This is a genomic window from Gordonia bronchialis DSM 43247 (assembly GCF_000024785.1).
GTDB lineage: Bacteria > Actinomycetota > Actinomycetes > Mycobacteriales > Mycobacteriaceae > Gordonia > Gordonia bronchialis.
This window is the reverse complement of the sequence record NC_013441.1, coordinates 4,419,786-4,436,822: the sequence shown is the minus strand read 5'-3', so window position 1 is coordinate 4,436,822 and position 17,037 is coordinate 4,419,786. Positions and strand designations below refer to the sequence as shown.

19 protein-coding genes and 1 pseudogene are annotated in these 17,037 nt (G+C 66.9%); 8 read left to right on the top strand and 12 right to left on the bottom strand.

What is annotated here, in order from left to right:
* Positions 1-158: 158 nt before the first annotated feature.
* Positions 159-1,544, top strand: a complete 1,386-nt coding sequence (locus GBRO_RS20535; protein WP_012835798.1) for a vWA domain-containing protein — start codon at positions 159-161, stop codon at positions 1,542-1,544.
* A gap of 19 nt (positions 1,545-1,563) precedes the next feature.
* On the opposite strand, the gene GBRO_RS20530 is transcribed toward GBRO_RS20535, so the two are convergent.
* Both GBRO_RS20530 and GBRO_RS20525 read right to left on the bottom strand, forming a co-directional pair.
* Complete coding sequence (locus tag GBRO_RS20530; protein ID WP_012835797.1) at positions 1,564-2,268, bottom strand: CPBP family intramembrane glutamic endopeptidase; 705 nt, start codon at positions 2,266-2,268, stop codon at positions 1,564-1,566.
* Positions 2,265-3,341, bottom strand: a complete 1,077-nt coding sequence (locus tag GBRO_RS20525; RefSeq protein ID WP_012835796.1) for an NAD-dependent epimerase/dehydratase family protein — start codon at positions 3,339-3,341, stop codon at positions 2,265-2,267. The genes GBRO_RS20530 and GBRO_RS20525 overlap by 4 nt, the downstream gene beginning before the upstream one ends.
* Positions 3,342-3,563: 222 nt before the next feature.
* Between GBRO_RS20525 and GBRO_RS20520 the strand changes: the two genes are divergently transcribed.
* Both GBRO_RS20520 and GBRO_RS20515 read left to right on the top strand, forming a co-directional pair.
* Positions 3,564-4,676, top strand: coding sequence for a ferredoxin reductase (locus GBRO_RS20520; protein ID WP_012835795.1), 1,113 nt, complete (start codon positions 3,564-3,566; stop codon positions 4,674-4,676).
* A gap of 8 nt (positions 4,677-4,684) precedes the next feature.
* On the top strand, positions 4,685-5,926 hold the full coding sequence (locus GBRO_RS20515) for a fatty acid desaturase family protein (RefSeq protein WP_012835794.1): 1,242 nt from the start codon (positions 4,685-4,687) through the stop codon (positions 5,924-5,926).
* Between the two features lie 24 nt (positions 5,927-5,950).
* Here GBRO_RS20515 and GBRO_RS27620 read toward each other — a convergent pair whose 3' ends face one another.
* From GBRO_RS27620 to GBRO_RS20495, 5 genes are all read right to left on the bottom strand, one after another.
* Positions 5,951-6,682 (bottom strand): hypothetical protein, encoded by a 732-nt coding sequence (locus GBRO_RS27620; RefSeq protein WP_012835793.1) that lies wholly within the window; start codon positions 6,680-6,682, stop codon positions 5,951-5,953.
* Positions 6,683-6,718: 36 nt separating this feature from the next.
* Entirely contained in the window at positions 6,719-7,393 is a 675-nt protein-coding gene (locus GBRO_RS27615; RefSeq protein ID WP_012835792.1) for an NAD(P)-binding protein, read from the bottom strand.
* A 119-nt stretch (positions 7,394-7,512) separates the two neighbouring features.
* Positions 7,513-8,358, bottom strand: a complete 846-nt coding sequence (locus GBRO_RS20505; RefSeq protein WP_012835791.1) for a 3-hydroxybutyryl-CoA dehydrogenase — start codon at positions 8,356-8,358, stop codon at positions 7,513-7,515.
* Positions 8,359-8,455: 97 nt separating this feature from the next.
* Complete coding sequence (locus GBRO_RS20500; protein ID WP_083775635.1) at positions 8,456-9,091, bottom strand: 3,4-dihydroxy-2-butanone-4-phosphate synthase; 636 nt, start codon at positions 9,089-9,091, stop codon at positions 8,456-8,458.
* Positions 9,072-9,461, bottom strand: coding sequence for a nuclear transport factor 2 family protein (locus GBRO_RS20495; protein WP_012835789.1), 390 nt, complete (start codon positions 9,459-9,461; stop codon positions 9,072-9,074). The genes GBRO_RS20500 and GBRO_RS20495 overlap by 20 nt, the downstream gene beginning before the upstream one ends.
* Before the next feature lie 105 nt (positions 9,462-9,566).
* Between GBRO_RS20495 and GBRO_RS20490 the strand changes: the two are divergent.
* A pseudogene (locus GBRO_RS20490) lies at positions 9,567-9,947 on the top strand (AMP-binding enzyme); the annotation flags it as partial.
* Between the two features lie 98 nt (positions 9,948-10,045).
* Complete coding sequence (locus tag GBRO_RS20485) at positions 10,046-10,651, top strand: L,D-transpeptidase (protein ID WP_012835788.1); 606 nt, start codon at positions 10,046-10,048, stop codon at positions 10,649-10,651.
* Here the strand turns inward: GBRO_RS20485 and GBRO_RS20480 are convergent.
* On the bottom strand, positions 10,641-11,726 hold the full coding sequence (locus GBRO_RS20480) for a saccharopine dehydrogenase family protein (protein WP_012835787.1): 1,086 nt from the start codon (positions 11,724-11,726) through the stop codon (positions 10,641-10,643). The two genes, GBRO_RS20485 and GBRO_RS20480, sit on opposite strands and share 11 nt — an antisense overlap.
* 70 nt (positions 11,727-11,796) lie before the next feature.
* On the opposite strand from GBRO_RS20480, the gene GBRO_RS20475 reads away from it, so the two are divergent.
* Positions 11,797-12,015, top strand: a complete 219-nt coding sequence (locus GBRO_RS20475; RefSeq protein WP_041920004.1) for a hypothetical protein — start codon at positions 11,797-11,799, stop codon at positions 12,013-12,015.
* Between the two features lie 77 nt (positions 12,016-12,092).
* On the opposite strand, the gene GBRO_RS20470 is transcribed toward GBRO_RS20475, so the two are convergent.
* The 4 genes from GBRO_RS20470 to GBRO_RS20455 all read right to left on the bottom strand — a co-directional run bounded on the left by GBRO_RS20470 (position 12,093) and on the right by GBRO_RS20455 (position 15,254).
* On the bottom strand, positions 12,093-12,608 hold the full coding sequence (locus GBRO_RS20470) for a methylated-DNA--[protein]-cysteine S-methyltransferase (RefSeq protein WP_012835785.1): 516 nt from the start codon (positions 12,606-12,608) through the stop codon (positions 12,093-12,095).
* A gap of 85 nt (positions 12,609-12,693) precedes the next feature.
* Positions 12,694-13,485 (bottom strand): hypothetical protein, encoded by a 792-nt coding sequence (locus tag GBRO_RS20465; RefSeq protein ID WP_012835784.1) that lies wholly within the window; start codon positions 13,483-13,485, stop codon positions 12,694-12,696.
* Between the two features lie 41 nt (positions 13,486-13,526).
* Entirely contained in the window at positions 13,527-14,504 is a 978-nt protein-coding gene (locus GBRO_RS20460; protein ID WP_012835783.1) for an ABC transporter ATP-binding protein, read from the bottom strand.
* 57 nt (positions 14,505-14,561) lie between these two features.
* Positions 14,562-15,254: a response regulator transcription factor gene (locus tag GBRO_RS20455; RefSeq protein WP_012835782.1), complete on the bottom strand. Its 693-nt coding sequence runs from the start codon at positions 15,252-15,254 to the stop codon at positions 14,562-14,564.
* Between the two features lie 79 nt (positions 15,255-15,333).
* Here GBRO_RS20455 and GBRO_RS20450 point away from each other — a divergent pair, with 79 nt between their 5' ends.
* Both GBRO_RS20450 and GBRO_RS20445 read left to right on the top strand, forming a co-directional pair.
* Positions 15,334-16,464, top strand: coding sequence for a sensor histidine kinase (locus GBRO_RS20450; protein WP_012835781.1), 1,131 nt, complete (start codon positions 15,334-15,336; stop codon positions 16,462-16,464).
* Between the two features lie 86 nt (positions 16,465-16,550).
* Complete coding sequence (locus GBRO_RS20445) at positions 16,551-17,027, top strand: glutathione peroxidase (RefSeq protein ID WP_041920003.1); 477 nt, start codon at positions 16,551-16,553, stop codon at positions 17,025-17,027.
* The last annotated feature ends 10 nt before the right edge of the window (positions 17,028-17,037 follow it).

Sequence of the window (17,037 nt, the reverse complement as noted above, 5' to 3'; positions counted from 1 at the left end):
AGATTGTGCGTGGCATCACACTGGGTGATCGGCTAGTCCTGACCAAGGCTCGGATTAAACAGGATCGACGATCAATCGGACAGATCGGGCAGAGGCGACCCCAAGAATGGTCCGCTCCGAGGAGCGATATCCGGCAAATCGGTCGTTAGGATGCCGTAATGCGTCTGCGTCGTTCCGTGCTGGTCCTGTTGTCCGCAGTGTCGATGATGCTCGCGGCATGCACCACCTCCGACGGCACGCCGACCGGTGCCGGTGGCTTGTCTACTGCCGCGGACAAGCCGACTACGCCGGTCGTGGTGATCTTGGACGGATCGGAGTCGATGCAGATCGCCGACGCGCCCGGTCCGCGGATCGACGCCGCACGCAACGCCGTGTCGACGTTCATCAGCGACCTCACCTCGGGTACACCCTTCGGCTTGGTGGCGTACGGCAATACCGAGAGTGCGAAGACCACACCCCAGGCGGTCGGATGCGAGGACGTGTCGACGCTGGCCCGCCTCGGCCCGATCGACAAGGAGGCGGCACGCAGCGCGATCGACGGCGTGCGGGCACAGGGGTGGACGCCGTTGTCGGCGGCGCTCACCCGAGCCGCCGAGATGCTCGGCACCGAGGCCGGTTCGGTGGTCCTGGTCTCCGACGGTGAGGCGAACTGCCTGCCGGATCCGTGTGCGACCGCCCGCTCGCTGCGCGAGCAGAACCCGAATCTGACCATTAGCACCGTCGGCTTCAAATCCGATGCCGCACAACTGCAGTGCGTGGCCCGGGAGGGTGGAGGTGTGTTCGTCACCGCGGACAATACGGCACAGTTGTCGGCGCGGATCGACGCGGCCCGCGACGCCGAGGCCGCGTCGTCGAAGCTGACCAACACCGGTCTTGCCGGAGTGGAACTGGGACAGACACATTCGCAGATCACCGGTGCACATCCGGCAGTCCCGGGACTGACGACGGGAACTTCCGAGGGGGACCGGACAGTCGTGCGGTGGAGGGAATGCGACTGGGTCTTCCAGAACGGGACGCTGGTGGAGATCCGTCCGCTGGGCTCGACCAGCGCGACGGTCGACGGAATCACCGTCGGGACACCGATGACGCGGGTCGTGGAGTTGTTCGGGCAGCCGGTTCGCGACGACACCGCGTCGTCGACCGCCTACTTCGCCGCCGACAAGGCCCGGGGAACCGCGCTGCGCATCGGCTGTCAGGGCAGTGTCGCCGACGGCACCGTGCGCTCGATCGTGCTGTGCCGCTGCCTGCCCGACGAGTCGTCGGGTGCACCGACGGGGAATTCGGGTGTGGCGACGAAAACCGAACTCTGCGCGGCGAACAAGAAGGTCGCAGACATTTTCACCGGGCCGGTGAACATCATCAACGACGTCGGCGGGACCCAGTATCTGGAGCTCGTGGAGAACCTCGGCAGGGTCGCGCAGCGGTATCCGAATGAGGCGGTGCAGTACGAGGGTGGTCAGCTCGTCGAGCTGGCTCAGGGCGGTGTGGTCACGCTCGACCAGTACTACTCCAAGCAGAACATCCGGGCCGCCTGCCGGGGCTGAGTATCACCGGGCGCTCGGGTCACGCGAACAGCGGCGGCAGTCCGAACAGCACGATCGCACCCCACACCACGTGACAGCAGATCGGCGCGAGCACCCCGTCGGTGCTGCGCCGGAGCAGCGCGCACACGGCGCCGAGGATGATCGCGGCGAAACCGAGCATCGGGTTGCCGCTGGCCAGGGTGGCGATCACATAGAGGATCGTCGACACCACGATGGGTCGATGATGCTGTGCCGCCGAGTAGACGGCGCCCCGGAAGAACACCTCCTCGGCCAGGCCGTTGCCCAGGGTGATCACCGTGATGACGATGATGCTGCCCTGGTCGCTGAACGCGAGGACCTTGTTCACCAGGTCCGAGAGCGCCGGGATCTCGCGGGTGATCAGCGCGCCCACGATGAACACCAGGCCCACCGCGGCGCCGGTGAGCACTCCGAAGACGGCGGCGTCGGATGCGGTGCGTGTACCGCGTAACGCGAAGTGGCCCAGCCGGATCGGCCCGGAGGCCAGGCCGCCGACGATCCAGGTCGCGGCCAGCGCGGCGGTCAGCGGATAGAACGACGAGTCGCCGGGTTGCGCGGTCAGCGAGAATCCGAGGATCACGGCGCCGGCGATGAGGAACACGGCCACGACGATCCGGCGTCTGCGGGACTGTCGAGGATCGTCGTCGACGGCGTCCGGGGCGGGTCCGGAGAATCGTTCGACGAGTTCGGTCAGTGCTGAGTTCATCCTGTCAGCAGGGATACCACGTTTCGGACGCGGTGCGTCGCGAAGCCGACCACCGCGTTGACCCGGCGTCGGACGCGCATGAGGTCGCCACCGGCCCAGTCGGGGTCCGTGTCGGCGAGGTGGTGGGGGTCGGCGAGTTCACACAGTGGCCGTGGATACGGGCTGCGCACCGACGCAGCGACCGCCGCCCGCATCGGGGTCAACCCCTCCGGCGGGTCGGGCACCAGCTCACGGATGTGTTGTTCGGCGGCCACCATGGGCTGACTCAGTGAGGTCACCAGGTCGGTGGTGAGCGCGGTGGGGACCGGGACGATCCGGCCGGTCACCATGCCGGCCAGACGGGTGCTCACATGCGGGAGTCGGATGCGCAGGCGGGGCTGGTGGATGGCGCGCAGATAGGCGGTGAGCACCGATCGGTAGCGCAGGTCGTCGTCGGGGCCTCTGATGTCGTAGGTGCCGGCCGGGATAGCGGGGTCGAGGACCGCGACGAGATAGTGCAGCACGTCGCGCACCGAGATCGGGTCCATCGGATTGGTCGTCCAGGTCGGTTCCGGGATGACGGCGAGCCGATCGGCAACGTAGCGGATGATCTCGAACGACGTGGACCCGGCACCCAGGATCACCGCCGCCCGCAACCAGACCACCTCGGGGCCGTCGGGAAGGCTCAATGCCTCACCGACTTCGGCGCGGCTGCGCAGATGGTTGGACAGATCGGCGCGATCGCCGTCGGGCACGAAGCCGCCGAGGTAGACGATGCGGGGTACGTCGGCGTCGCGGGCGGCCCGGGCGACGTTGGTGGCCGCGCACACGTCGACGTCGTCAAAGTCTTGGGCACCGATGCCGTGCACCAGGTAGTAGACGGCGTCGAGGGTGCCGGCCTCGTCGAAGGCCGCCCGCGCCGACGCGTCGTCGGTGGCGTCCATCTCCACGGCCGTCACGGCCGAGAACCAGCAGAATCGGCGCAGAGAGTCGGGCCGGCGGCTGGTGACGACCACGTCGTGCCCGGCGTCGAGCAGCGCCTCGACCAGACGCGACCCGACGTAGCCGGTGGCGCCGGTGACGAGGACTCTCATGAGTCAACCACTGACAAATCAACCACTGAGGACATGCTTCGACGCTAGCAGCGTGACGGCCCGGCAAGCAGCCTCCGAGCGCCTGCTGCAACGGGATCGCGACCGACGGTCACGGGCCGATAACGTGCTCTCACCAGTACCTGTGACGCCAGACACACATTCGGTGTACAGTCGTGCACCAATGGTCCAGGGGGAGATCCGAACCAGCCCGAGGGGAGCCGAGTGGATCTGCTGAAGTGGAGCAAGCGGCCGGCAGCCGATGTCGAAGCCCGCAAGCCCGAAGTGAACATCCTGCGCGGTCTCATCGCGCGTGCCACCACGCCGCTGTTGCCCGACGATTACCTGCACCTGATCAATCCGTTGTGGTCGGCCCGTGAACTGCGCGGCCGCGTCGTGGACGTGATCCGCGAGACCGAGGACTCGGCCACGGTCACCATCCGCACCGGCTGGGGATTCCCCGATTCGTACAAGCCGGGCCAGTATGTGGGCATCGGACTGCAGGTGGGTGGCCGCTGGCACTGGCGGTCGTATTCATTGACCTCGTTCGGCAGCAACGTGGACAAGATGATCACCATCACCGTCAAGGCCAATCCGGACGGATTCCTGTCCAGCCACCTCGTGGAAGGCGTGACACCGGGGACCGTCATCCGTCTGGCCGCGCCCAAAGGGGACTTCCATCTGCCCGAGCCGGCGCCGGATTCCATCCTCTTCCTCACCGCCGGCAGCGGCATCACACCGGTCATGTCGATGTTGCGCGCCCTGCGAACCCGTGACACCCAGCCCGACATCGTGCACGTCCATTCGGCACCGACCCGCGACGAGGTGATCTTCCTCGACGAGATCGAGGAGATGAACCGCGAGCTGCCGACCTACGATCTGCAACTCCAGATCACCAGGGCGGACGGCAAATTCGACGTCGCCTCGCTCGATTCGGAGATCCCCGACTGGCGTGACCGCTCGTGTTGGGCGTGCGGCCCGGTCGCCATGCTCGACGCGGTGGAGCAACACTACGAGAACGAGGGGCTGCGCGAGCAACTCCACATCGAGAGGTTCGCGATCGCCCGCACCGACCACGGTGGCGAGGGCGGTACCGTGACCTTCTCCAAGACTGGTAAGAGCGCCGAGATCGACGGCGCCACAACGCTCCTTGATGCAGGCGAGGAGCTCGGCATCACCATGCCCTTCGGATGCCGGATGGGAATCTGCCAGACCTGTGTGGTGCCGCTCGCCGGCGGATACGTGCGCGACCTGCGCAACGGCGACGAGCACCGCGAAGGTGACCGAATCCAGACATGCATCAGCGCCGTGTCCGGAGAATGCACAATCGAGCTGTAGGGGGCCGGATGGCCATTACCGACATCGACCAGTACGCACATCTGACCGACGCCGACGTCGAGGCACTCGGCGCCGAACTCGATGCCATCAGAACCGATATCGAAGAGGCCCGAGGCGAGCGGGATGCCCGCTACATCCGTCGGGCCATCACGCTGCAGCGGGGACTCGCCGCCGGCGGGCGGGCGGCGCTGCTGTTCAGCAACCGCAAACCCGCCTGGGTGCTGGGTACCGCGATGCTGTCGCTGGCGAAGATCATCGAGAACATGGAACTCGGCCACAATGTGATGCACGGCCAATGGGATTGGATGAACGACCCGGAGATCCACTCGTCGTCCTGGGAATGGGACACCACCTGTCCCAGCGTGCAGTGGAAGCACTCGCACAACTTCGTGCATCACAAGTACACCAACATCGTCGGGATGGACGACGATGTGGGTTACGGAATCCTGCGGGTCACCCGTGACCAGCCCTGGGAGTGGTGGAACATCGGTAACCCGATCTACAACCTCACCCTCGGGACGTTCTTCGAATATGGTGTGGCACTGCATCATCTGGAAACCGAGAAGCTACGCAACAAGGAGAAGACCTACCGGCAGGCGGCCAAGGACCTCCAGGTCATCGGCCGCAAGGTGGGTAAACAGGCAGCCAAGGACTACCTGATCTTCCCGGCGCTGTCCGGGCCCAATTGGAAGACGACGATCGCGGCGAACTTCACCGCCAACATCATCCGCAACTACTGGGCCTACATGGTGATCTTCTGCGGGCACTTCCCCGACGGCGCCGAGAAGTTCACCGTCGAGGAGTACGAGAACGAGGATCAGCCGCGGTGGTACCTACGGCAGATGTTGGGGTCGGCCAACTTTAGCGCCGGCAAGCTCATGCGGTTCATGAGTGGCAACCTGAGTCACCAGATCGAACACCACCTGTTCCCCGACCTGCCGAGCAACCGGTACGAGGAGATCGGCGTGCGGGTGCGCGAGCTGTGCGAGAAGTACGATCTGCCCTACACCACGGGATCGCTTGTCCACCAGTACTTCCAGTCGTTCCGGACGATCGCCAAGCTGGCGCTGCCGAACGCACTGCTCAAGGCGAGCTCCGACGACGCCCCGGAAACCGCGTCGGAGTTACGGTTCGCGGTGCGCGAGGGGATGGCGTCGCATTTCGGTGTCGATCCGGCAACCGGGAAGCGACGTGGATTGCGAACGGCGTTGCGCGAGTTGAAGAATTCGCCGGTACGCGCGGCGGGTTGACCGATTTCGACGGCTGATTCGTCGTTACGCGGTGGTGGCGGTATGGCGTGTCAGCGGCCCGCAGCGGACGTCGAATCGGTCGCGCAGCGTGTCGAGGGTTGCCTGCAGGTGCGGGCGCCGCCGGCGATGGGTGAGGGTGAACCCCACGACCCCGGCCAGCTGGCGCGGTAACGGGTACCAGCGGTTGAGATCGAAGCCGGTCTCACCGAGCACCTTGAACGGCACCGCATCGGCGATAAGGCCGAGGTTGTGCTGGGCGAGTGTCACCAGGACGTAAGGTACGGTCGCCGGCCCTTTGGCACGCAGGTCGGCCAGATCGATCTCGTAGAGCGCTACGTCGCGGAGTTTGTCGAGGAACATCAGGTGGGCGAGAAAGTAGCCCCCGTACGTGGTCAGATGCATGACCGCGGACCGGTCGCTGATGGTGACCACGCCGCCCTGATCGGAGAGATACGGCTCGTACGGGTCCAGGCGGCGGCCGAGATAACCGGTGCAGTTGACGACGCGGCTGTTACGCGCGATCGGGGTCGACGCACCGCTGCGCAGGACGAGTTCGGTGGCGTCGCCCCGGTCGACGACGTCGATGAGGTGATCGCGCACCATCGTGGTGACACCGCCGACGATGGTGGCCGACTCCGCGGTCGAGAGCATGCCGAACATGTTGTTGGGGGCATCCGGGATGGGTGCGATGGCGTAGCGGGGGCGGAATACTTCGGTGATCTCGCGCTCGTTGGTCCCGTCAAACGCCAGCGCCATCTCGGTTGCGGCCGCGTTGATGGGGGTTCCGCCCCACTAGCGGCGCCGGCCGGTCGGGTACAGAGTGTCGCGGGAAAGAAAGTAGGTGCCGGCGCCGGTCACCATGTTGACCTCGCGGCCGGGTTGCTCGGTGATCAGCAGGTGCGCGGTGTCCATCGCCGTCTTACCGCTGCCGATGATCCACACCGGCGCATCGGGGGCGTCGGTATGGGGATTCCAGGAGTCCGGCGAGACTGACGTGACATGTGTGCTCGACAGCTCCAGTGGCGGATTCGATTGCACCGCAAACCCATACGCCTTGATCAGGCGGGGCGTCTGGATGATCAGCCGATGGCCGTCGTGGTCGGTGATCGTTGCCGTGACCACTCCGTCGGCCTCGGTGGCCGAGTCCAGTGACCAGCCGTAGCGTTCATCGAGGGCGACCCGCTGACTCATCACCCGGACCATGGTGTCGAAGTGTGCGAGGACCTCGGTGCCGGTCGCGAGGTGGGCACGATCGCAACGGGACTCCCAGGCGATGTTCCCGGCGGTGAACATCGCATGCGGTTGGTGAAGGCGCACATAGGAATACGTCTCGCGCCACATACCGCCCGGCCCCGATCGCCGATCGACGAGAACGACGGTGTCCGTCGGCGACAGGTAGCGGGTGGCCGCGAAGAGCGCGTTCATCCCGGCGATTCCGGCGCCGACGATGCACAGTTCGGCACGCACGATGGTGGGGCGTCGGATGGCGAAGCGTCCGGTGTGTTCATGAGCGGCTCCTGACGGTTGCCACCCATTGTCACTCGTCCGCTGGTCAGCAGCGGAAGTTTTCGCCCGATCGCACGACGTCAGTAGGTGTAGAACCCGCGTCCCGACTTCTTGCCCAGGTGCCCGGCGTCGACCATGCGGCGCAGGAGTGCCGGGGGAGCGAAGTGGGGTTCGGCGAACTCGTCGTAGAGCGATTGCGCTGCGGCGAGCGTGATGTCGAGACCGATGGTGTCGACCAGCGTCAGCGGGCCCATCGGGTATCCGCAGCCGCCCTTCATCGCGGTGTCGATGTCCTCGGCGGAGGCGTAGCCGGAATCGAACATGCGGATCGCCTGACACAGATAGGGAATCAGCAGCGCGTTCACGATGAAGCCCGAGCGGTCGCCCGCGCGGACCGGGTTCTTGCCGAGGGTGTCGCGGACGTAGGTGCTCACCGCGTCGGCGGTCTCGTCGGCGGTCACCAGGGTGGAGATGATCTCGACGAGCGGCATCACCGGGACCGGGTTGAAGAAGTGGACACCCACCACGCGCTCCGGGCGCTTGGTGGCGGTGGCCACCTTGATGACCGGGATCGACGACGTGTTGGTCGCCAGGATGGTGTTCTCGCCGACCACCTCGTCGAGCCGGGTGAAGATCTCGCGCTTGAGATCCTCGATCTCGGGCGCTGCCTCGATGACGAGGTCGCGGTCGGCGAGGTCGGCGTAGTCGGTGGTCACGCGCAGCCGGCCGAGTGCGGCGTCGGCGTCGTCCTGGCTGAGTTTGTTCTTGGTGACCGCCCGCGCGAGAGACTTCTCGACACGTTGCCGCGCGGCGTCGGCGAACTCCTGTTTGACCTCGAGGATGATGACGTCGCTGCCGGCCTTCGCGCACACCTCCGCGATGCCCGCACCCATCGTTCCGCCGCCGACGACACCGATCTGCTGCACAGTCAACCTCCCGCTCGAGTGATACCCACACACGGTAGTACTCGACGATGCGACGGCCGCGAGGAGGCTCGACGGCATCCCCGGGCGGGCGTCGAGGTCAGGTCCAGGTCGCGAGGAGATCGGAATAGCGCAGCACGGGTAGCCCGCGATCGCCCGCCTCGGCGGTGCCGGCGATTCGCACGGGGTCGATCTCGGACACCAGGGAGACGAAGGCGACCGGGGAGGTGGTGTCGTCGCCGCACCGCAGACCGGCCCGGGCGAGGATGCCGGGACGGTCGATGACCGCGTCGTCGGTGAGTACCGGGATCACGTGTCCGGGACGGGTGAAGTCGGTGACCGTTGCGTCGGGGTCGGCGATGGTGCGCAGGGTGGTGGTCCGGTCCAGCGCCGAGATCCCGGTGGTGGTGCCGAGTGCGTCCACCGACACGCACATCCGGCCGCCGAAGGTCCGGACCGCGGACGCCCACGTCATCGGTGGCAGGGCGAGTTTCTCGGCTCGTCGGGGATCGATTGTGACACAGAGGAATCCGGAGCCGAGCCGGATCATCTCGGCGACCACCGGCATGTGCACGTCCCGCGCGAGGACGATCATGTCGGTTCCGGTTCCGTCGATGTCATCGACGGTCAGTACCGGCTCGCCGCGCCCAGCGCGGCGAAGGCGGCGTCGAGGCTGGTGGGCGCGGCGAGGGTGGCACTCATGAGAGTTGTCCTCCTCAGACCGTGATGCCGGTATCGGACCAGAACCGCTCGAAGGACGACGGCACGATGTCGGTTCCGTGGGTGACCTTTCCGTCGACGAAGCGATGGGTCATGACCATCGTGATGTCGAGTTCCTGATCGCCGAGCCGACGGTAGGCGCGCACGTTGGCCAGTTCATCGCCGACGACGTCACACGAGAGAACCTCGTTGCGGGACTCGTCGAGCATGGCCAGCACACCGAACGCCTCGAGGAACTCGCCCTTGGTGTACAGCCGCTGGGTGCCGTCGAGGGTGAATCCGGCCCAGGTCATGTTGTCGTCGTACAACTCGACGAGGGGGACGGGATCGCCCTGGTCGGCGGCAGCAAAGGCCTTCTTGAGTGCTTCGGCGTTCTGCTGAGTCATGTGAGGTCCTCTCGATCGGGCGGGTATCACCGTGTGGTCCCCATCACTCTCGTCGATGGGGTCGCCGTCGATAACCGTCCGACTACCTGATTCGGCAGGGGTGCTGCGATCCCCGAGGGTGCGTTGCACACCGGGGATGTGGGATATGTGGATGACGACGGCTGGTTCTACATCGTCGACCGCAAGAAGGACCAGATCAACGCGAGCGGCTTCAAGGTGTGGCCGCGTGAGGTCGAGGACGTGCTGTACGAGCATCCCGCGGTCCGTGAAGCCGCGGTGGTCGGGGTTCCCGATTCCTACCGTGGGGAGACGGTCAAGGCGTTCGTCACGCTTCGTGGGGATGCCGGTGCGACGCCCGCCGAGCTCATCGGTTTCGCGCGGGAGCGACTCGCGGCCTACAAGGTGCCACGTGAGGTGGTGCTGCTGCCGGAGATTCCGAAGACTGCCAGCGGGAAGATCCTGCGGCGGCAGTTGCGCGACGCCTGATCACAACTGAGGCGGTCAGAGACGACGCCGTCGGAGGCATTCTTCGACACGCGTAAGATCGACGCGGTGAACCGTCCGAGCTGCGAGCCCTGATCGTCGTGGCGATCCGGCACGTCTCCGAGGGGGTCGCGGCTTTGCGCGACCAGTGGTGGCTGCTGGTCCTGGTGGTCGCCGCGCTCGGTGTCACCATCGTGCTCGTGACCGAACTCGTCACAGGTCGCTCCGATGCCGCCCCGATCGCCAACGCCCCGGACCAGGGCTACGTGGTGGCGGCACCTTCGACGAGGGCGCCCAGCGAAGCCCAGCTCGCCTGTGCCGGCGTCGGTGAACAGCGGCTGGTCAAGGTCAGCCTCGGTGATCAGTGGATGTGGTTTTGTGAGGGTGACCGCCTGGTCGAGTCATCGGCTATCACCAGCGGCAGCGTCGCTCGTGGGCACGGCACGCCACTGGGCACGTGGCATATCGTCAGCCGCGAGACCAACCGGTATCTGAACGGACCCGACTACCGGGTGTTCGTGCGGTACTGGTTGCCGTTCTTTCGCGACTTCGGATTCCACGACTCGCCCTGGCAACGGTTCCCGTACGGCGACCGGACGCAATACAAGACCAACGGTTCCCGCGGGTGCATCCGTGTACCGGGACCGACGATGGCCGAACTCTACCGCTGGGTGTCGGTGGGCACGACGGTGACCATCACGCCCTGACGGTCAGGCCTGCCTCGGTCGCGCCGGCGGTGAGTTCGGCCAGACCAAAGGCCTCCCCCGGCCCGAGGGCGCCGTCGGATCTCAGGGCGCCGGTCAATGCCTTGTCGGCACCCCAGGCGAGCATCGCGCCGGTGAAGCCGTAGGGATCGACGCCGTCGAGTCGCGTGGTGTGCAGGACGCGTCCCTGGGCGTCCAGCGCCTCGGCCACGATCCACGTGGTGGTGCGGGCGCGCTCGTCGGAGCTGGGGCCGCCGGTGGAACCTTTGACCGCGCGGCTGACCATCGCGTCACCGACCCGCCGCAGGGGCGCGACCTGCGCCGCCAGAGCAGCGATCCGTGTGCCGAATTGCATTGCGCGGGCTGGGTTTCGGGGCATCGCCAGGTAGACGTCGACGTCCCGCAGCTCGGGATGGGTGCGGACGAGAGTCAGATGCTCGGACCCGGGGACCGACACCGCGGTGCGCGGCTTGCCGTCGACATCGAAGTCGCGGATGCGTCCGCCGAGGCGTGCCGGGGCGAGCGTGCCACCGCGCAACGCGAAACCCTTCTCGAAGATCATCCCGGCGATCGACGCCTGGGTTCCGCCGCTGGCTCCGGGATCGACGATGCCATAACAGATCTCGAGTCCAACGGCGTCTGGTGCATGCTGCAGTGCCAACGCGCCGGCGAGGTTTCCGGGAACGAAGTCGAAGCCGAATGCGGTGAGCAGGGCGATGTTTGCCTCGCGTGCTGCCCGGTCACGCTCGAAAACCGCACGGATGAACGGACCTTCACCCGTCGAGTCCAGATAATGTGCTCCGGCGTCCAGCGCGGCGTCGAGCGCGGGCTGCCCGTAGCGCAGGAACGGCCCCACGGTGCTCACGATCACGTCATCGCGACTCAGCAGTGCCCGCACGGACGCCGGGTCGGTGACATCGGCGACGGCGGTCTCGAGCCCGCCGAGTTCGTCGGACAGGCCGGCCAGTGTGGTGGCGTTGCGTGCGGCCAGGACGGGCCGGATCCCGCGGGCCACCAGCGCCGCGGCGGTCAGCCGTCCGGTGTACCCGGTGGCCCCGAACAACACGATCTTCGACATCCCGACCCCCTGACGAACGGTTGACTGCGTCGTCGACGCTACACGTCGGGGTGTGCGTTACTGTGCGTGCGTGATGGCAATGCTGCAGCCCTGGCACCTGCTGGTTCTCTTGGCGTTTCTGGCCGTGGTCGTCGGGACGATCGTGACGGTCGTCGTCGTGGTGGTGAAGTCGACACGTGCGCGACAGGTGCCGCCTCCGATGGGGCAGGCGCCGTGGCCGGGCCAATCCGGTCCGGTGCGGCATCCGGGAAGTCAGTGGGGACCCGACCCCTCGGGCGGCGACCGCTGACATAGATGCCACGGCAGCCGTCAGATGCATATTGTGCGTCTGGCCGCTCAGCGGTGTCATCTATGTCAGGGCCGTCGTCAGAACAGCCGCTCGGCTCTGCGCTCTGCGGGTTCCTCGAGGTCGAGCAGGCGGCGTTTGCGGTCGAGTCCGCCGCCGAAACCGGTCAGCGTGCCGTCGGCGCCGATCACGCGGTGACACGGGATGATGATGCCGATCGGGTTGCGACCGACGACCTGACCGACGCGCTGCGCGAACCGCGGGTTGCCCAGTGCCGTGGCGATCGCACCGTAGGTGGTGGTCTCGCCGTAGGGAATCTCCCGCAGCAGCGCCCACACCTGCTCGGAGAACGCGTCGCCGTGGGTCGCGAGCGGGAGGTCGAAGTCGCGACGGTCCCCGGTCAGGTACTCGGTGAGCTGTGTGTGCGCCGCGCGCAGCAGGGGGTCGTGGGCGGAGTCGACGACGGGTCCGATGGTGGCGCCGGCCGAGTAGTGGCCGTCGAGTTCAAAGGCGAGGCCGACGAGGTTCTCACCGGACGCGGCCAGGGCGATCGAGCACAGCGTGGTGTCGATGATCGCGTGCCGGTCGTCGGTCATCGATACCTCCTCGGTTGGCGGATTTGCTGCCACGATAGCCGCGCCCTATGACAGGGCACGGCCACTCGCGAGCGACGTCGCATCGTCATTCGGTGACGTCACGCCTGGTCAGTACGGTGATGGTGGCGATCGCAACCAGCGCGTAGGCGGCCAGCACGATGGCTACGTGGGTGGTGGACGGGCCGGTGGGCGTGGGCGCCAGGACCTCACGGAGCACCAGGCCGGGGAACCATTCCTGGGCCCACGTCCGCCCGTCGCCGATGATGTTCTCCACCGGACCGAACCACACCAGCAGCGCGCCGAGGGCGATCGGGGTCGAGGGGATGGCGACCGCGACGGCGGTGCCGATCACTGCGTACATGGTCACGAAGACGATGAGCCGCAGCAGATTCTCCGCCGTCGTGCCCAGGGCGGCTGTCGACGCCCGGTCACTGGTGTCGAGCCCGCGGGCCAGGTCGATCATCTGGGTGGTCACCGCGGCGGTGATCATCGCCGCCACCAACACCGTCAGCGCCATGACGATCCGCGCGCCGAGTTTTCCGGTGATCAGCATCGCCCGGCTGCGTTGTCGGAGGAAAGCGGTCCGCAACGTACCGCGGCTGATGTCGTTGCCCATCGCGGCGACGGTGAGCAGTGCCGTGAAGCCCATGGCCGGCATGGCCGCCGCGGTGGCCCCACCACTGCCGGTGATGGCGTGCGAGTCGAGCGTCACCGCGGTCTGTCCGCGGCCCATCGTCGTCGACGAGGCGACGAGCAGCCAGGTGATCACCGCCGCGAGTCCGATCGCGGTGGCCGACACGCCGATCCACAGGCGGCGCCGGCCGAGCAGGATCCATTCCGAGACAAAGGATCGCCGGAAGGTGGTGATGGTGGACATGATCTCTCCTTGGAGGTGACAGTTGTTGTGGGAAAGCAGGATCAGTGGGTTGAGGAGACGAGTTCGAGGTAGCGCGACTGAAGATCGTGGTGATGGCCGGAGATCTCGGTGAGGACGATCCCGGCGTCGTGCGCGCTCGAATTGATCTGTCCCGAAAGTGCATACGGGTCAAGGTGGGCGGGGACGGGCACGTGGACGACGCCGTCGGCCGGCGTGGCCGCATCGACGACCCCGGTGATGAGGCGTGTCAATCTGGAAAGCTCGCTCTCGCTGGTCGGCCGGATGGTGAGGGCAGCCGCCTTTAGGCCCAGATCCTCCGTCCCGCCGGCATAGCGAATCCGGCCGTTCTCCACGACGATCAGGTCGTCGCAGCAGCTTTCGAGTTCGTGCAGCAGGTGGGAGGAGACCACCACGCTGCGGCCTTCGCGAGCGATACCGGTGATCACCCGATGGATCTCGCGCATGCCCACGGGGTCGAGGCCGTTGGCCGGTTCGTCGAGAATCACCAGATCAGAGTCCCCCAGTAGTGCCGCTGCGATGCCCAGCCGTTGCTTCATGCCGAGTGAATAGGTGCCGAAGCGGTCGTCGGCCCAGTCGGCGAGTCCGACGACTTCGAGGAGATCGTCGATGTCGTCGCCGCGTTGGCCGGCCAGCGCGGCGATCGCGGCGAGGTTGGCGCGAGCCGACACCCCGGGGTGAAAGGCAGGTGTGTCGATGAGTGCGCCGACCCGCGGGAGGTATCGATCACGGTGCGCCGGAGTGTGTCCCAGCACTTCGATGGAACCCGCGGACGGGCGGACCAGGCCGAGCATCATGCCCATCAGCGTGGTCTTGCCCGCGCCGTTGGGGCCGATGAGCCCGGTCACCGAGCCGGTTCGGATCGAGAACGTGGCCGCGTCGACCACGGTGCGTCCGCGAAATCGTTTGGTCAGGTCGACGGCGCGCACGCAGGTTGACGTGTCGGTGACGGCGGGTCGGAGGGTGGGTCGGAGTGCGGTGTGCGAGGTGTAGTGAGTCATGTGGACAACGATGCCGCGCAGCAGCTCTCGCGTCGTCGGCCTGGTGTGGAGATCGTGCTACGTCAGATGTTGAGGCGGTGTGGCCAGACCCAGGCGATAGGCGAACACCACGAGCTGGGCACGGTCGCGGGCGTCGAGCTTGGTCATCGCACGACTCACATGGGTGCGAACGGTCGCGTTGCTGACCACCCAGCGCTGTGCGATCTCCTCATTCGACAACCCGTCGGCAACGAGCCGGACGACCTCGGTCTCCCGCTCGGTCAGTGCGGACACCGGGCCGCCACCAGGTGTCACGGGTGTTGTGGGGGATCGTCCGGCGTCGGCGAATCGGCTGATCAGGCGACGGGTGACGCTGGGCGAGAGCAGTGCGTCGCCGGCCGCGATAACCCGGACCGCGCGGACCAGTTCCTCGGGCTGGGTGTGCTTGACCAGGAATCCACTGGCCCCGGCGGCCACCGCCTCGAAGACGTACTCGTCGAGCTCGAACGTGGTGAGGATCAGCACCTTCACCTCCGCCAGGTCCGGGTTGGCGGTGATGGTGCGGGTGGCGGTGAGTCCGTCGGTGCCGGGCATCCGGATGTCGAGGATGGCCACGTCGGGGTGATGGGAGCGGGCCAGTTCGATCGCCTCGGCACCGTCACCGGCCTGGGCGATGACGTCGATGTCGTCTTCGGCGTCGAGCAGCGCACCGAAACCCGACCGTACAAGCGGCTGGTCGTCGGCGAGCAGGACGCGGATCGTGGACGCCACGTCTCGACCGTGCCACAGTAGCGGACATCTCAACACTGGTACGACGCGAAACCGGGGTGCTGCGTCCTAACGTCGGGTCATGTCCCGCAGTACGCAGATCGCAATCAGGTGGTACGACGCCGTGCTGATCGCCGCGCTCGTGGTGGTGATCGCGCTCGGCTCGCCGCACGCCGGCGGCGGTACTTCTGCCCGGCAACCCGATCTCGTCGCCATCCTCATCGGGGTCGCCGGGGCCCTCACCCTACTGCCGTGGCGTCGGATGCCCGTGCTCGCCGCATCTGGCGCGGCCATCGCTGTTCTCGCCTACCTGGCCCTGGGCTATGCGGGTGGACCGGTTCTGCTCCTCGGGCCCGTGGCGATGGCGCTGGTGGGCTACGCCGCCTCGTGGTGGGTGGCGCTGGGCGCGGCCTTCGCCATATCGGTGGCGGTGGTGGCGGGTCAGATACTGGGGACCGGTGAGCCGGGTGCCATCGCCATCGCGGGGCCGGCCTGGGCGTTCGCGTTGATGCTCGCCGGGCAGCTCCTCGCGATATGGTCCGAACACGCTGCGGCACAACGGGAAAGGGTGCGACTGATGCAGCGGCAGGCGGCGGACCGAGAACGGTTGGAGATTGCCCGCGATCTGCATGACTCCGTCGCGCACGCGCTGGTCACCGTCACCGTGCAGGCCGATGTTGCCGCGAAACTGCTCGACCGTCGACCGGAGCAGGCGCGTGCCGCGATCGGCGCCATCCGGCAGGCCGGTGCCGACGCCCTCGACGAGTTGGGCAGCATTCTCACCGCCCTGCGCGACGAACAAGGCGGCGCGCAGCGACTGCCGGCACGACGACTGTCGGATGTCGAAGAACTCGTCGCGCGGGCCCGTGCCGACGGCCTGGAGGTCGTGTTCGGTACCGAGGGTGACCTCGCGGCGGTGGCGACCGCGATCTCCGGTGCTGCGTACCGGGTGGTGCAGGAAGCACTCAGCAATGTCGTCCGACACGCGGGACGGGCTGCCCGAGTGGAGGTTTCGGTGATGGTTGCCGAACCGCGTGCGGTGCGGGTGATCGTGTCCGACGACGGGGGCAGCCCGGATTCGGCGATACGGCCGCCGGGTTCGCGACTCGGCTTGATCGGCATGCGTGAGCGCGTCGTCGCCACCGGCGGGACGTTCACGGCCGGCCCACGGCCAGATGCCCGCGGCTTCGTCGTGGAGGCGGAGTGGGGCTGACCGGCCCTGTACCGGTGCCGCGGCGCGTAGGCTCTGCGGTGTCGGTGCCGAGCGGTACCGGCCTGGGGACGACGAACGGGGCGTTAGTGACCACGGCATACGACTTCACCGCGACCGACATCGACGGAAATCCCGTCGACCTGGAGCGTTACCGCGGACATCCGCTACTGATCGTGAACACCGCATCCAAGTGCGGGTTCACACCGCAGTATGAGGGTCTGGAGAAGATCCACCGCGAGTACGCCGACAAGGGCCTGGTGGTGCTCGGCTTCCCGTGCGACCAGTTCGCGCATCAGGAGCCGGGCGACGAGGAGGAGATCAAGAACTTCTGCTCACTCACCTACGACGTCACCTTCCCGATGTTCGCGAAGGTCGACGTCAACGGCGGTGACGCGCATCCGCTGTATCAGTGGCTGCGCCAACAGAAGTCGGGACTGCTGGGTAGCCGCGTGAAGTGGAACTTCACCAAGTTCCTGGTCGACAAGTCGGGTGCGGTGGTGGGGCGATTCGCCCCGACGGTGAAGCCGGAGAAGATGACCGGCGACATTGACAAGGTTCTCTGACCGCCCACCC